5 protein-coding genes are annotated in these 15,928 nt (G+C 73.0%); 1 reads left to right on the plus strand and 4 read right to left on the minus strand.

What is annotated here, in order from left to right; all coding sequences use genetic code 11:
- The 4 genes from OG595_RS11935 to OG595_RS11950 all read right to left on the minus strand — a co-directional run bounded on the left by OG595_RS11935 (position 1) and on the right by OG595_RS11950 (position 15,076).
- The gene (locus OG595_RS11935; protein ID WP_329270925.1) at positions 1 to 330 is read right to left on the minus strand and encodes an acyl carrier protein; all 330 of its coding nucleotides are present in this window, start codon (positions 328 to 330) and stop codon (positions 1 to 3) included.
- Positions 327 to 5,663, minus strand: coding sequence for a polyketide synthase (locus OG595_RS11940; protein WP_329270927.1), 5,337 nt, complete (start codon positions 5,661 to 5,663; stop codon positions 327 to 329). The genes OG595_RS11935 and OG595_RS11940 overlap by 4 nt, the downstream gene beginning before the upstream one ends.
- 5 nt (positions 5,664 to 5,668) lie before the next feature.
- Entirely contained in the window at positions 5,669 to 13,015 is a 7,347-nt protein-coding gene (locus OG595_RS11945) for an SDR family NAD(P)-dependent oxidoreductase (protein ID WP_329270929.1), read from the minus strand.
- Positions 13,016 to 13,579: 564 nt separating this feature from the next.
- On the minus strand, positions 13,580 to 15,076 hold the full coding sequence (locus OG595_RS11950; RefSeq protein WP_329270931.1) for an MFS transporter: 1,497 nt from the start codon (positions 15,074 to 15,076) through the stop codon (positions 13,580 to 13,582).
- 248 nt (positions 15,077 to 15,324) lie between these two features.
- Here OG595_RS11950 and OG595_RS11955 point away from each other — a divergent pair, with 248 nt between their 5' ends.
- A complete protein-coding gene (locus OG595_RS11955) occupies positions 15,325 to 15,780 on the plus strand; it encodes a MarR family winged helix-turn-helix transcriptional regulator (protein WP_329282823.1) in 456 nt (151 codons plus the stop codon).
- Positions 15,781 to 15,928 lie beyond the last annotated feature (148 nt).

Below are 15,928 nucleotides of genomic sequence, written 5' to 3' on the forward strand. Positions count from 1 at the left end.
TCAGTTCGCCTCCGCCGCTTTGAGGCTGGCGACGACGTGCTCGACGAGCCGTCCGACGGTGAGTTCGATGATCTCGTCGAAGTCCATGTTGGCCAGGAACTCGGCGAAGTTGACCCGGTTGCCGTACTTCTCCTCCAGGAGCCCGGCCAGGGTCACCAGGTCGATGCTCTCCAGTTCGAGGTCGCGGTTGAAGGTGGTGTCCATCCGGATCTCGACGTCGTCGAGGCCGTACTCGTCGAGGAGGACCGCGAGCATGCCCGTGATGTCGGCCAGCACCGCCTCCTCGCTACCGGTACCGGTTCCGCTCGTGTGCCCGTTGAGGCTGGTCATCGCTCCAACTCCCCTTCTTCTGATGCGACTTCTTCGGCCGGTCCGGTCGTCCAGGCCACGACGTACTCCCTGTCGGGCAGTCCGGGGGGATTGCCCGTCTGCTCGCAGTGCACGGTGTAGGCGGGGGCTAGCCGCCCGGAGACCGTGAGCCGGTCGCCCGCGTCCGTGGCCTCCGTTACCGCGAAGTCCCTCGGCCGGCCGCCGAACCCGGTGCCCTCCGCCTTGGCGACCGCTTCCTTGGCGGCCCAGAAGCGGGTGAACCAGAGCGCCTCGGACTCGCCGCCGGCAGTCGACTTGGCTCGGAGCAGGGCGAGTTCGGCCGGACCCAGGGCGGTGGCCAGGGTCGAGGCGTCCCGCTCGACGACCTCCTCGATGTCGATGCCGGGCCCCGCACCCGGACCCGCGCCGGGGGCGGACCCCGGCCTGTGCCGCCGTACGATCGCCACCCCCGCCTCGGCCCGGTGGGCCAGCGAGATGTCCAGCAGGGGCAGGGTCCGGCCGTGCGTCCCGGTGACGTACGGCCGCCCGGTCGCGTCGTTGTGCACCCGGATCTCCGCCGGGAACACGTCCCCCTCGCCCTCCTTCTCCCAGAGCCACCGCCGTACGGCGTCCTTCGCGGCGATCCGGCCGAGCAGCCACTGCCGACGGCCGCGCGGCGCGTGCCGCTCGTACTGCGAACGCTCCTCCCCGCCGAGGGAGTTGCGCATGATGAGGTCGCGCGAGGCGAGGTCGGGCCAGCGTTCGTGGAGGAGTACCCAGCCGTCCGGCCGGGCCTGGGAGAGGGTGTTGCGCTCGGGGAAGCGTTCGACGGGCCTGGTCTGCGGGTCGTTGTCGAAGCGCCGGTCGTGCCAGCCGCTCAGCACGGCCCAGACCTGGCCGCCGACGGTCAGCTGGACGTCGGCTTCGAGGACGGTGTCGGTGAGCGAGGTGATCCGGACGAAGCAGTCGACGTCGGTGCCGGGTTCGGGGTGCGGCCCGTAGAACCTCATCTCCCGCATCCCGACCGGGAAGACGACCGTCCGCTCGGTGCGCGTCGCCATGATCCAGTACCCGAGGATCTGCCCGACGTTGTCGAGGAGCGAGCCGGGCGCGGGCGGGGTCGTGATGACTCCCCGTACGTGCGCCTCGCCCAGCGCGGTGAGTTCGGTGACCCCCTGGAACGCCGGGCCGTGGAACATCCAGCGCTCGGCGTAGAGCTGGGCGGCGGTGTGGTCGGGGGTGCGTTCGGTGGTGGGGTCGGTGGGCCAGGGGGCGGGGCGGGCCGCCGACTCCGGGTAGGCGGTGGCGAGTTCGACGGTGGCCCGGGCTCGGGGACCGAAGGAGACGGCGCGGTGGGTGGGGGTCGCGGGGACGGGGGTGACTGTCACCTCCACGTCGCGGGGCGGGGTGGCGGTGAGCCACTGGTCGAAGCGGGCGCCGTGGACGGCGACAGCGACGGCCCGGGTTCCGGGGCCGGTCCGCTCCGCCGCCCGCAGCGCCTCATCCATCATGTGCTGCACGATCGTCGTCGCCGGGACCACCGGCCACCGGTCGGCCACGTCCGGCCAGCCGGGACGCTGCGGGAAGAAGCAGTGGTCGAGGAGGTACGGCATGGTGTCGGGGGACACGTGGACCGTGGTGCGCCAGGAGGGCGGGGTGGCCCCGGCGGGCGCAGCTGCGGGCGGCGCCGGCGGGAGCGGTCGTGTGCCGGGGGTGGCCGGCCGGACGCCTGCCTGCGGGGACAGAGGCGTGGGGGTGGGGTGAGCGGCGGTGGGGAGCCTGCCGCCCGGAGCGGGGTGGGGCGCCGTGGGCGGTGCGGACAGGCCTGTGGCTGTGCGGTAGGCCTGGGGCGCAACCCCGGCGGGTGGCGAGGGGGCCTGCCGGGAAGTTCCGGTGAGTGCGCTGCCTGCGGGGCCGGTGTCCCCGGCGGGGTCGCCCGGACGCGGTCCGGCGCCCCCGGCGTAGGCCGCGGCCGAACCCGGACGGCGACTGCCCGCGCCGATCAGCTCGGCGGCGGTGTCCGCCGTCTCCCGCAGCAGGGCGCCGAGTTCGGCGGCGGCCGGGAAGCGACCCGCGAGGGCGTCGAGGGACGACGTCAGCCCGGCGACACTCGGCAGGCCGGCGGCACCGGGGGTCTCCGGGAAGCCCAACACCCCTGCGGCCCGCCTCTGTTGGGCCGTCACCGGAGCCGGGGAGGTGAGCGGCGACGGACTGGCACCCGGCGGCGCGGCGGGAACCGGAGCCCCGGCTCCCGAAGCCCCTGCGGGGTTCAGCCCCGAACCCAGTTCCGCGCGCAGTCGTGTGAGCGTCGGTTCGTCGAAGGAGACGAGGGCGCCGCCCAGGTCGAGGCGCACGGGTGGGCGTCCGGACGGCCGGTCCCCCCGCACGGAGTTCCCGGCGCGGGCCGGTTCCGTGGAGCGGTCGGAGGGACCGGCGGCGTGGGAGGCGGAGCCGGGGGCAACCGCGCCCGGCAGTGCCGGTACGGGAATCCCGGCGCGGGCCGGTCGTGTGGACCGCGAGGAGGGACCGGCAGCGCGGGAACCGGAGGTTGCGGAGGCGTCAGTGGTGGCGGGGCGCGGCAGCGCCGGTGCCGTCGTCCGGCCCGACACCCACAACGCCGTTGCCACGCGCCGGAGTTGCGCGAGTCCGCTGCGATGCGGGGAGTTCGCGGCGACGACCAGATGATCGCGCCCCGACAGTGTGTCGCCGATGAGGGAGCCGAGCTGGCCGGTGCCGACCTGGACGAAGGTCCGGTGCCCGGCCGTGTACATCGCCTCGACCAGTTGCCGGAAGCGCACCGGTTCCAGCAGATGCCGTACGAACAGCTCACGCACCGCCGACTCGCCCGCCGGGAAGGGCGCCGCCGTCGTCCCCGACCAGACGGGAACCGTCGGCGGCTGGAGCCGGAAGCGGCTCGCGGCCTGCTCGATCGGGGCCAGGTAGGGCGCCAGCATCGGTGTGTGGAAGCCGGACTGGAAGGGCAGCACCTGGCTGAGCACGCCCCGGGCGCGGAACGCCCGGACGAACTCCTCGACCGCCGAAGCGGGGCCGCACACCATCGACTGGCCGGGCGCGTTGTCGTGCGAGAGGACGATCCCGGCGTCCGTCCAGGTCTCCTCGGCGAGCGCCGCGAGGACCCGTTCGGCGGACGCGCCGAGTGCGCCGAACGCCAGCCCCGGGACAGTCACCGTGTCGGGGTCGAAGGTCGCCATGAAGGCGCCGACCTCGTCGCCGTCGTACAGCCCGGCGGCCGTCATCGCCGTCCACTCGCCGACGCTGTGCCCGGCCACCGCGTCGGGGACGACGTCCATGCGGCGCAGTGCCCGGTCGAGCAGCAGGCCGACCCCGACGACCCCGAACCCGTGCCGGCCCACGTCCCCGACCTCGGCCCGCTCACCGGTCGGGAGGACGTCGGTGAGACCGAAGTGGTCGGCGATGTCGTCGACGTGGGGCTCGAAGTCACCTTCGAGGCCGGGGAAGACGAAGGCCAGGCCTCCCAACGCCCCTTCCACGTCCGCGCACAGCGGCTCCGGCCGGAACCAGACGTCGCTGCGCCCTTGCCACGCGCGCCCCTTGGCGATCGCCCGGCGCGCCAGCGTGAGCCGTTTCGCGGTCGGGTCGACGATGCCGAGCCGGGCGGGCCCGGCCTGCGGATGATGCGTACGGTTGGCGTCCAGGCCGGTGGCGAGTACGGCCGTGTCGTCCGCGTCGAGCAGAGCGGCGAGGCGCTCGGGGGTGTCGGCGGCGAGCAGGAGGACACGCTCGGGCTCGACGACGGTCACCCGTGGTCCGGCGGAGGGCCCGAGGGCAGACCCAGACCCGCGGGAAGGTCCGGAGGGCGGCACCAGGTGGGACTCGCGGGAGGGCTCCGGGGAAGCCGTCCTGTTCGCACGCGCCCCGGGTGCCTCCTCCAGCACCACATGGGCGTTGATCCCGCCGAACCCGAACGCGTTGACCGCCGCCCGCCGTACGGGCTGCTCGGCCGTCGTCTCCCAGCGCGCCGCCCGGTCCAGCGGGCGGAAACGGGTGGCCGCGAGGGCCGGGTGCGGGTCGTCGCAGTGGAGGGTGGGCAGGAGCATGCCGTGGTGGACGGCGAGGGCGGCCTTGACCAGGCCCGCGACCCCGGCGGCGGGCATGGTGTGCCCGATCATCGACTTCACGGAGCCGATCACCGCCGGAGCGCTGCCGCCCGCCTCTTCGCTCTCCCCGGGCCCGAACACCTCGGCCAGCGTGGCCAGTTCGGCGGCGTCACCGGCGGGCGTCGCCGTGCCGTGGGCCTCCAGGAGGCCGACGGAACCGGGCCGGGCGGGGTCGAGTCCGGCGGCCCGCCAGGCCTGGCGTACGGCGTGGGTCTGGCCGCCGGGGTCGGGGTTGACGAGCCCGGCGGCGCGGCCGTCGCTGGCCACACCGGTGCCCCGGATGACGGCGTAGATCCGGTCTCCGTCGCGCTCGGCGTCGGCGAGGCGCTTGAGGACGACCACGCCGGTGCCCTCACCGATCAGGATGCCGTCGGCGCCCCGGTGGAAGGGGCGGATGCGCTGGCTGGGCGAGAGGGCGCGGAGCTGGGAGAAGACGCTCCACAGGGTGATGTCGTGGCAGTGGTGGACACCGCCGGCCAGCATCAGGTCGCAGCGCCCGGACGCCAGTTCGTTCACCGCCTGGTCCACGGCGACCAGCGAGGAGGCGCAGGCCGCGTCCACGGTGTACGCGGGTCCGCGCAGGTCGAGCCGGTTGGCGACCCGGGAGGCGGCGAGGTTGGGGACGAGCCCGATCGCCGACTCGGGACTGTCCGGACCGAGTTTTTCGGTGAACGCCGTACGGACACGGTCGAGTTGGGCGGAATTAAGGTCCGGCATCAACTCCCCGAGTGTGCGGACGAGTTGGCCTGCCGTACGGACCCGCTGGTCGAGCCGGACCAGGCCGGGGGTGAGGTAGCCGCCCCGGCCGAGGACCACTCCGATGCGGTGCCGGTCGGGCAGGTGGTCGTCGCCGCCCGCGTCGGCGAGGGCGGCGGCGGCCACGTTGAGGGCGATGAGCTGGTCGGGCTCGGTGCCGGCGACGGAGTTCGGCATGATCCCGAACCGGGTCACCTCCACCTCCGCCAGCCCGTCCACGAACCCGCCGCGCCGGCAGTACACCTGGTCGGCGACGGCACGGCCACCGGCGGAGTCGGGCCGGTAGTAGGCGTCCGCGTCCCACCGCCCGTCCGGTACGTCGGTGATGGCGTCGGTACCGGCGAGCAGGTTCCGCCAGTAGGAGTCGAGGTCGGCGGCGCCGGGCAGCAGCACCGACATGCCCACGATGGCCACGGGCGTCGACGTGCCGCCCGCCGAACCGGTATGACGATCCGTCATGTCGGTTACCAGCCCGACGAGGTGTAGACGACGGCGCCTGCCGACTCCTCGCCCCAGGCCAGTTCACGGAGCAGTGCTGCCGTGCCCTCCTCGGGGTCGATGAGCCTGACCCCGCGCCTGGCGTACTCGCGCCCGAGCTCGGGGGTCACCATGCCGGTGTGACCGCCGGTCGGCGCCCACGGCCCCCAGTGCACGGTCAGGGCCCGCTGCCCGGTACGGGCCGCCCAGACGGCACCGAGGCTCTGGAGGGCGTCGTTGGCGGCGGCGTAGTCCACCTGGCCCCGGTTGCCGAGGACGGCGGAGATGCTGCCGAACAGGACGGCGAAAGCAGGGCTGTTGGGGAGCTGCTGCAGCGCCGCGAGGAGTGTCTCGGCGCCGGTGGTCTTCGTCCCGTAGACGCGCTGGAAGGACTCGGTGGTCTTCTCGGCGATCAGGCGGTCCTCGATCACCCCGGCCGCGTAGACGACCCCGTCGAGGCGGCCGTGTTCGGCGTGGATCTCCTTCACCGCCTGGAGCGCCGCGTCCTGTTCCCTGAAGTCGACGGAGTGGTAGCGGGCGGGGCTGCCGAGGGCCCTGAGTTCGTCGAGGGTGGCGGTGATCTCCCGCTGGGCGAGCAGGAGTTCGGTCTCGCGGTTGATGTCGGCGGGGGTCAGTCCGCCCCGGGCGGCGAGGGCCGAGCGCAGTTCCGTCCGGGTGCCGGCGGCTGCCGTGGCCGGGTCCTCGGGGCCCTCCGGTGCGGGTGTCCGGCCGAGCAGTTCGATCCGGCAGCGGGAGGCGGACGCCAGCGCGGCGGCGAACTTCGCGGTGATGCCCCGCGCCCCGCCGACCAGCAGGACCACGCTGTCCCGGTCCAGTCCGAGGGCGGCGGCCTCCGCGGCCCCGTCCCCGGCGGGTCCGGCGCCGGTGGTGCCGAGTGCGCCCAGCGGGGTCTCGACCAGTTCGAGTCCGTGCCGTCCGGCTGCGGTTCGCAGGACGACCGGGGTGCGGTCGGAGGCGAGCAGCTCGCCGAGCAGCGCGTCGGCGACGGCTCCGGCACCCGTGTCGGCGCCGGTCACGTCGATGATCCGCGCGTCCGTCTCCGGGTACTCCCGGGCGACGGTGCGGAAGAGCCCGTGCAGGCCGGCCGACCTCAGCCCGGCCTCGTCCGGTCCGCCTTCCGGAACCACCCGTACGGCGAACAGCAGGCGCGGGTCGAGCCCCAGGGCCGCCTTGAACACGGGGAACGCGTCGGGCAGCACCGGCGGCCGGGACGAGGCCAGCGGGTCGAGGTACAGCACCCCGTCCACCGGACCGTCCGCCCCGGTCAGCAGATGCTCGGGCCCGAGGGCCACCGCCTCGGCGCCGTGTACGGCGAGCCGCGCCACGACCTCCTGGGCCACCGCGCCCTGGTCGTCGTCACCGAGGAGCGCGAACCGCTTTCCGGCGAGTACGGCGGCGGGGTCGACGGCCCCCGTCCCGTCCTGCTGCTCCAGGAGCACGGGCCGCAGCTGGAAGCGCTTCGGCGCCTCACCGGTGACCTCCGGGGACGCGTCGGGCGCCTCCGGCCGGAGAGGCCGAGGTGCCGCTCCTTGTTCCTCGGCCTCGCCGGGGCCGGTGAGCCGCGCCGTGAGCCACGCCGTCACGGACGCCGCCGTACGGGCCTTGGCGAGTTCCTCCAGCTCGGCATCACCGAGCACCGTGAGGTCACCACCACCCCCCACACCCAACCGCTGCGCCAACTCACCCGCGATCTCGGCCCGCTTGATCGAGTCGACACTCAGATCGGCCTCCAGATCGAGATCCGGCTCGATCATGTCCACCGGATACCCGGTCCGCTCACTGATGATCTCCAGCACCACCCCCAGCACATCCGCCTCCCCGAACCCCACCGGGGCGGAGACGGGAACAGGCGCCGGCTGGGACACGGCCGTCGTGAGCCGCGCCGTGAGCCACGCCGTCACGGACGCCGCCGTACGGGCCTTGGCGAGTTCCTCCAACTCGGCATCACCGAGCACCGTGAGGTCACCACCCCCCACACCCAACCGCTGCGCCAACTCACCCGCGATCTCGGCCCGCTTGATCGAGTCGACACTCAGATCGGCCTCCAGATCGAGATCCGGCTCGATCATGTCCACCGGATACCCGGTCCGCTCACTGATGATCTCCAGCACCACCCCCAGCACATCCGCCTCCCCGAACCCCACCGGGGCGGAGACGGGAACAGGCGCCGGCACGGCGTAGAGCGTGGGCGGGTAGGTGGGCGCGGGCGCCGCCTGCTGGACCTGGTCGAGTGCCGTCCGCAGGGGCTCCGGTGCCGCCGGCCCGGGTATCCACTGGCCCTGCGCGGCGCCGAAGTACGTGAGGAGTACGTCCCGTTGGGCGGCGACCATCTCACGGCTGGCGCGCAGGAACTCGGAGATCAGCGCGTCTCTGCCACCGGCCGGGGCACCGTCCTGGTGATTCGCGGTCACTGTCGTCGTCTCCACTACGCGTCGGGCCGGTGCGAGGGCACCGGGGAGGAGTTCGCCCGCGGCGGTGCGGACCAGATGGCCGTCGACCGTCCAGCCGGGCCGCTTCGGTGCCTTGGTCCGGGTCGCGTCGACGGCGTCGCGCCCGTGGAACAGCCATCCGGTGCGCACCGGCAGCCCCGCGACGGCCAGTTGGGCCAGGGCGTCGAGCCAGCCGCGCAGTCCGCTGTCGGCACGCGGTTCGCAGGCGACCGTGCGGTGCGGGCGGTCGCCGAGGATCTGACCGACCAGCCGGGTCAGTACGGAACCGGGTCCGGCCTCGACGAAGATCCGGGCGCCCGCCTCGTACATGGCCTCGATCTGGGCGACGAAGCCGACCGGGGCACCGATCTGGGCGGCGAGTTCGGCACGCACCGCGTCGGCGTCGGTGCCGTACGGCGTGGCCGTCCGGTTGGACCACACCGTGAACTCGGGTGCCCGCACCGGCTGTTGGGCAAGTGCTGTCGCGAACCGCTCCCCGGCCCCGGCGACCAGCGGGCTGTGGAAGGCGCAGGCGACGGGGATGCGCTTCGCGCCGAGCCCGGCGGCTCGCAGCAGCCGTACGGCCTCGTCAACCGCCTCCGTCGGTCCCGAAATCACTGTCTGCTTGGGCGAGTTGCGGTTGGCGACGACCACCGAGGCAGGCGCGTCGGCGGCGCGCAGGGCGGCCGTGACGTCCTCGGCGCCCGCCGATACGGCAGCCATGGTGCCCGGGTCGTCGCCGTTGGCCTCGCCCGCGGCGGAGAGGATCGCGGTCGCGCGCTCGGCGCTCAGGGCGAGGAGCGCCTCCGGGTCGAGGGCGCCGGCCGCGCTGAGGGCGACGAGTTCGCCGTAGCTGTGTCCGGCGGCCATGTCCGGGCGTACGCCTGCCGTGGTGAGGAGGGCGTGCGCGGCGAGGCCGGCGATGCCCAGGGCGGGTTGGGCGACGCGGGTGTCGGTGAGCGCCGTGTGCTGGCGGTCGCGGGCGGTGTCGTCGAAGGCGGTGGGCGGGTAGAGGAGGTCGGCGTGGTCGCTGCCGAGTTCCAGGTAGTACTGGAGTTCGGGGAGGGCGACGAACACGTCGGCGAGCATCCCGGTCCGCTGGCTGCCCTGCCCGGGGAAGAGGAAGGCGACCTGGCCCGCCGTCTCCTCGGGGTGCCGGGCCGCGAGGTGCACGCCGGCGCGCGGGTCGTGCTCCCCCGCCAGTGCCCGCCTCAACCGGCCGACGAGCCCTGCCGTGTCGGTCGCCACGACCGCGACCTGCACGGGTTCGTGGCGGGCGTCGGAGCGGCGCGAGGCGGCGAGGGCGAGATCGCGCAGCCGCCAGCAGGACCGCTCGTCCTCGGCGGCCTTCAGCACGTCCTCGATGGCCCGCCGGGCTCCCGCCGGGTCGGCGGCCCGGAAGGTGAACAGTTCGGCGGGCCAGGCGTCGAGCCCGTGGGCGGGCGGGGCGGAGTCTGCGTAGGCCTCCAGCACCACATGGAAGTTGGTGCCGCCGAAGCCGAACGCGCTGAGCCCCGCGATTCGTTCGCTCGCCGGAGCCGCCCAGGGCCGCGCCTGCCCGTGGAACACGAACGGGCTGCTGTCCGCCTCCCAGGCCGAGTTGGGCTTGCTGACGTGCAGGGTGGGCGGCTTGACACCGGTGTGCAGGGCGAGCACGGTCTTGATGAGGCCGGCGAGTCCGGCGGCGCACTTGGTGTGCCCGATCTGCGACTTGACCGAACCGAGGGCGACGGCGCCCGACTTGGCCCCTGCCTCGCTGAACACCTCGCTCAGGATGGTGAGTTCGGTGCGGTCGCCGACCACGGTCCCGGTGCCGTGCGCCTCGACGAGCCCGACCTCGGCGGGCGACACCCCGGCGTTGCGGTAGGCCCGTTGCAGCGCGGCCCGCTGCCCTTCGGGCCGGGGGGCCGTCAGCCCGAGCGAACGCCCGTCGCTGGAGCTGCCGACACCCTTGATGACCCCGTAGATCCGGTCGCCGTCGCGCTCGGCGTCCGCCAGCCGCTTGAGGACGACACACGCGACGCCCTCCCCCAGCGCGATCCCGTCCGCCGAGCTGTCGAAGGCGCGGGAACGCCCGGTCGGCGAGAGGGCGTGCACGGAGGAGAAGAGCACGTAGTCGTTGATGCCGTTGTGCAGATCGGCGCCGCCGCACAGCACGACGTCGCTGGTGCCGCCCACCAGTTCCTTGCAGGCCACGTCGACGGCGGCCAGGGACGAGGCGCAGGCGGCGTCGACCGTGTAGTTGGCGCCGCCGAGGTCGAGCCGGTTGGCGATCCGGCCGGAGATCACGTTGGAGAGCATGCCGGGGAAGGAGTCCTCGGTGAGCCTGGGCAACTGCTCCGCGAGCCCGTCCGGCACCTTGCCGTAGTAGGAGGGCAGCACGGCCCGCAGCGTGCCCGCGTTGGACAGGTCGCTGCCCGCCTCCGCGCCGAAGACGACCGAGGTGCGCGAGCGGTCGAACTCCCGCCCGCGGTCCCCGTATCCGGCGTGCGCCAGGGCTCGCCGGGCCGCTTCCAGCGCCAGCAGCTGGACGGGCTCGATGCTGCCCAGCGAGGTGGGCGGAATGCCGTACGACAGCGGGTCGAAGGGGATGCGGGGCAGGAAGCCGCCCCACTTGGACGGTGTGACGCCACCGTCCCCGGCCTCCGCCGAATAGTGCACGGCGGGGTCCCAGCGGTCGGCCGGCACCTCGCTCACCGCGTCGTGACCGCCGAGGACGTTCGCCCAGAAGGCGGCGAGGTCGGGGGCGTCCGGGAACATGCAGGCCATGCCCACGACGGCGACGTCGAGGGGCGCGGGTGCCGGAGTCCCGGTGTCCTCCTCGGCCACCGGCACGCCGAGCCGCTCCCGCAGCCGGGCCGCCCGGTGGGTGAGGAAGTCGGCGGCGCCGTCCGCCACGGAGTGGTGCAGCGCGTCGACGGTCGTGGTCGCCGAACGCAGCACGGCCACTTCCCCGGCCATGAACATGCCTTCGGCGAGCTGCCGCTGCTCGTCCACGGCGGCCAGGTCACCGCCGGCGTCCCGCTCGATGCCCTTGCTGGCGATCCGCAGCCGTCCGACGTTGAGCCGCTCCAGCCGCTCCCAGATCTGCCGCTCGGGTACCCCGCTCGCCCTCAACTCCGCCTCGAAATCACGGTAGTTGTCGCTGAACGGGCTGGGTACGCATCGGGTGGCATGACCGGGTGCCGTCTCCAGCAGCGCGGTACTGGTCGCGTCGACGACCTGCCGCTGGAAGAGCGGCTGGACGGCTCCGCAGGCCACGGCCTCCTCGGTGAACAGATAGGCGGTGCCCATGAGGACGCCCACGGAAGCACCGCGCGCGGTCAGCGGAGCGGCGAGGGCGGCGACCATCGCGGCCGACCGCTCGTCGTGGACACCGCCCGCGAAGAACACCTCGATCCGTTCGGCGTCGCTGCCGTTGGCCCCGGCCAAGTAGTCTTCGATGACCGCGAGTTGGGCCTCCCAGAGCGGGAAGCTGCCGCGCGGTCCGACATGCCCGCCGCACTCGGACCCCTCGAACACGAACCGGCGTGCCCCCGCTTCCAGGAACTGCTTCAGCAGGCCCGGCGAGGGCACGTGCAGGAAGGTGCTGATCCCGGCCCGCTCCAGCGCCTCCGCCTGGGCGGGCCGGCCGCCCGCGATGACGGCGTGCGTGGGCCGCAGCTCCCGTACGGCTTCGAGCTGGGCGTTTCGCAGCTCCTCGGGTGCGAACCCGAGTACGCCGACGCCCCAGGGCCGGTCGTCCCCGACGGCTTCCCGGGTCTCGGCCAGCATGGTCCGGGTCTGCTCGCCACTGGCGAGGGCCAGCGCGACGAACGGCAGCGCGCCGGCCCCGGCGACGGCCGCGGCGAACTGCGCCTGGTCGCTGACGCGGGTCATCGGCCCCTGGGCGACCGGGAGTTGGGTGCCCAGAGCCCGGCTCATCGGGGAACCGGCGCGCAACGCACGTACGGAACCGTCGCCTCGTACGACATCCCGTACGACATCGCGCACCGCGTCGGTGAGGGCGCGGACCGTGCGGGCGGTGTCGCCCCATCGGTCGGCGAAGCGGGCGGCGAGGAAACCGTCCTGGCCGACCGGGAGGAGCTGGGTGCGCAGGTCCTGGGCGCCGAGCATCGCCGCGACCGCCGCCGGATCACCGGCCGGGACGGCCGGGGCGTCGGGGCCGCGCCGGTGCAGTACGCGGTGACCGGCCACGACGACGGTCTCCGAGCCGTCCATCGAGCGCAGCGCGGCAGCCGTCGTCTCCGGCAGCGAGGACTCGGCGAGCAGGGCGAGCTGGCTGTCGAGCACGACGCCCGCCGCTCCCCCGGCGATCGCGGCGGCGGCCGTACGGGGGCCGATGCCGCCGCGGGCCCAGACGGGGAGGTCGATGCCGGGTTCGGCGAGGAGCCGTTGCAGCAGGACGAAGGTGCTGAGGTCACCGATCCGGCCGCCGCCGTCGCTGCCCCGGGCGATCAGCCCGTGCGCACCGGCGCGGACGGCCGCGAGGGCCTCCGCCAGGTCGGTGACCTCGACGAGGACGCGATGACGGGCGGTGATCCCGGCGCCCGGCCGGAACGCGTCGGCGGCGTCGGGGGCGAGGATCACGGTGTCGGGGCCGCCGTCACCGGCCAGGTCGGCGGGGGTGAGCCGGCAGTGGGGGCCGATTCGTACGCCGTAGCGGAAGCCGGGGACGGCGGGGGCAGTGGGAGCGGAGGGAGCAGGGGGGACCGGGGGAGAGGAGGGAGAGGAGGAGGCTGCGAGGCGGCTTATTCGCGCCAGCGCGTCTCTGGCTCTCCGGTCGCCGAGGCCAAGATCGAGTATCCCCAGACCGCCTGCCCGGCTGACGGCGGCGGCGAGCCTGGCGTCGGGCTCACCGAACGGGGTGACTCCAATGATCATGTCAACGGCGCGCACGGCAGACGTCATGATTCTCCGAAATATTCGGTGAAACTGCACGGTGGGGGTTTTGTGTGGCGCGAAGGAACTTCACTTCAGGGGGAAACCAACGGGAAGCTAGCGCCGACATTACTCGCGAGTCAACATGGCGTGGAACTTTCCGTATGCGGCCGATTCCATTCGGCCACCACCGTCCAGCCGCCCCAAGTGTCGAAAAACCGCCCAATTCCAAGCAGTTTCGACATCGCCGCAGACCCAGCCACGCGCCTTTGCTGTCAGCCAGTTGTCAGAAACCCGATTGAATTCACTTCCGCCTCACGCCTCGGAAACACGTTGGGCAGGCGAAGGAAACCTTGTAAATTCTTCATGTCCGCATCGCGGCGGCCGAATCCGGGCATGCCTGAGAGGCTCCTTCGGCACGGCCAAAGGACCCGGCCCGGCGACACTGACAGACCATCTAATTCCACGTCCCCTTCCTGAACAAGAGGCGGGACACGACAGAACGAGCCGACCTCCCCGGCGGGAACCCGGGGAGGTCGGCTCGTCGTGGGGGCCGGTCGGTCGCCGTCAGGCCTTGGCCTCGGACACCCGGGACGCCTGGGACTCCTCGGGAGCGAGGGCGTCCGGGGTCTCGTCGGCCGTCGCATCGGGCGCCGCGGGGGCCTCCGCCGGGCGGACCGGGATGAGGAAGGCGACGACCGCCGCCGCGAGGCCGAGTCCGCAGCCGAGCGTCATGGCGGCCCGGAATCCGGCCTCGGAGGGCAGCGCGAAGCCGCCGAAGTCGGTGGTCATCTGAGCCAGGACGACGCCGATGACGGCGGCCGAGACCGAGCTGCCGATCGAGCGCATCAGGGTGTTGAAGCTGTTGGCCGAGGCGGTCTCGGACTGCGGGACCGCGCCCATGATGAGCGCCGGCATGGCGCCGTAGGCGAAGCCGACACCCGTGTTGATGACGACGGTCACCGCGAGCAGCCCCCAGACGGAGCCAGAGCCGACGAGCGGCAGGGAGATCCCGTACCCGACGGCGATGACCAGGCTGCCGACGGAGAGCGTGATCCTGGGGCCGGACTTGGCGGAGAGCATGGCGCCGATCGGCGACATGACCATCATCATCAGGCCGGCCGGAGCCATCCACAGCCCCATGGCGAGCATGGACTCGCCGAGCCCGTAGCCGGTCTCCTCGGGCAGCTGCATCAGCTGGGGGATGACCAGGGACTGCGCGTACATCGCGAACCCGACGAGGACCGAGGCCACGTTGGTCATCAGCACCTGCGGACGTGCGGTCACGCGCAGGTCCACCAGCGGTTCGGTGTTGCGCAGCTCCCAGCGGCCCCAGGCCAGCAGCACGACCACGGCACCGGCGAACAGCCCGAGGGTGGTGCCGCTCCCCCAGCCCCAGTCGGCACCCTTGGACACGGCGAGGAGGAGGCAGATCAGCGCGGTGCCGAGCCCGAGCGCGCCGAGCACGTCGAAGCGTCCGGCGGAGGTGTTCTCGCGCCCGGCGGGCACGAAGAGGGCGATCAGCGTGGCGACGGCGAGGGAAAGCGCGGCCACGACCCAGAACAGCACCCGCCAGCTGGCGTTCTCGGCGATCGCCGCGGAGAACGGCAGCCCGAGCGCGCCACCGACACCCATGGACGCGCTCATGATCGCGATGGACGAACCGAGCTTCTCCGCCGGTACGACGTCACGCAGCAGGCTGATTCCCAGCGGTACGACACCCATGCCCATGCCCTGAAGTCCGCGCCCGGCGATCATCGGGAGCACGGAGGAGGACAGCGCGCAGAGGACGGAGCCCAGGACGAGCGGCACGAGGGAGACGAGCAGCATGCGCTTCTTGCCGTACATGTCACCGAGTCGGCCGGCGACCGGGGTCACGACCGCGGCGGCCAGCAGGGTGGCGGTGATCACCCAGGAGGCGTTCGAGGCGGAGGTGTCGAGCAGGGTCGGCAGCTCCCCGATCAGCGGGACCACGAGGGTCTGCGTGATCGCGGCCACGATGCCGGCGAAGGCGAGGATGCCGACGACTTTGCCGGGGCCGGCGTCGGGCTTGGAACTGTCCACTTGGTCGCTCCCTCAGAGATGTGCATCATGCACGAGAAGTGCATCATACATATCCCTGATGGACGCACTAACTTGGGAGAGGGTCCGCCGAGGGGAAGACCCGTTCAGGAGCCGAAGGAAGCAGCCGCATGGACAAGCCCGAGGACGACCGCGTCGACAGCGACGTCGACGACGCCGTCGACAGCGTCGCGGACGAGACCACGAACAACGCCATGAACAATGTCGCGGAGGGCGTCACGGACGGCGTCATGGACAAACCCGTCGACCTGGTCGAGTTCGAGATCATGCTCCTCGGCCGCCACATGCACCTGCTCTCACCGAAAGCGCGCGGCGCACTGGGGCGGCTCGACCGCAGCGCGTACATCCTTCTCAGCCGTATCCAGGCGGAGGGGCCGATGTCCATCGGCCAGCTCAGCGCCGCTTTCGGTCTCGACGCGTCCACCCTCAACCGGCAGACCGCCGCGATGCTCCGGGCCGGAGTCGTCGAACGCATCCCCGACCCCGACGGGGGCATAGCGCGCAAGTTCGCGATGACGGGGGAGGGCGAGCGCCGCCTGGCCGCCCACCGCGCGGAGAACCTGGACGGCCTGGCCAAGGTGATGACCGACTGGACGGCCGAGGAGATCGCGGACTTCGCCGCCCGGCTGAGCCGCCTCAACCGTGACGTGGAGCGACTGGACGGACGGCCGTGGCCCCGCGAATGAGCGGCCGGCCGGCGGGGCGCCACCGCCGTCACGTCCAACCAGTGAACGCACGTTAACGATTGAAGTCTGTACCACCCCGGCATGAATTGCCCCTGGCACGGGCAGAGTTGAGGTGCGCCGACCGTCCCGCGCCGCACCCCGGGAGGCA

Origin of the sequence: Streptomyces sp. NBC_01451 (assembly GCF_036227485.1) — a bacterium.
Taxonomy (GTDB): Bacteria; Actinomycetota; Actinomycetes; order Streptomycetales; family Streptomycetaceae; genus Streptomyces.

Excerpts from the sequence above, each read along its gene's own strand:
- OG595_RS11935 (WP_329270925.1), bottom strand. The coding sequence starts at position 330 with ATGACCAGCCTCAACGGGCACACGAGCGGAACCGGTACCGGTAGCGAG.
- OG595_RS11940 (WP_329270927.1), bottom strand. The coding sequence starts at position 5,663 with ATGACGGATCGTCATACCGGTTCGGCGGGCGGCACGTCGACGCCCGTG.
- OG595_RS11945 (WP_329270929.1), bottom strand. The coding sequence starts at position 13,015 with ATGATCATTGGAGTCACCCCGTTCGGTGAGCCCGACGCCAGGCTCGCC.
- OG595_RS11955 (WP_329282823.1), top strand. The coding sequence starts at position 15,325 with ATGGACAAACCCGTCGACCTGGTCGAGTTCGAGATCATGCTCCTCGGC.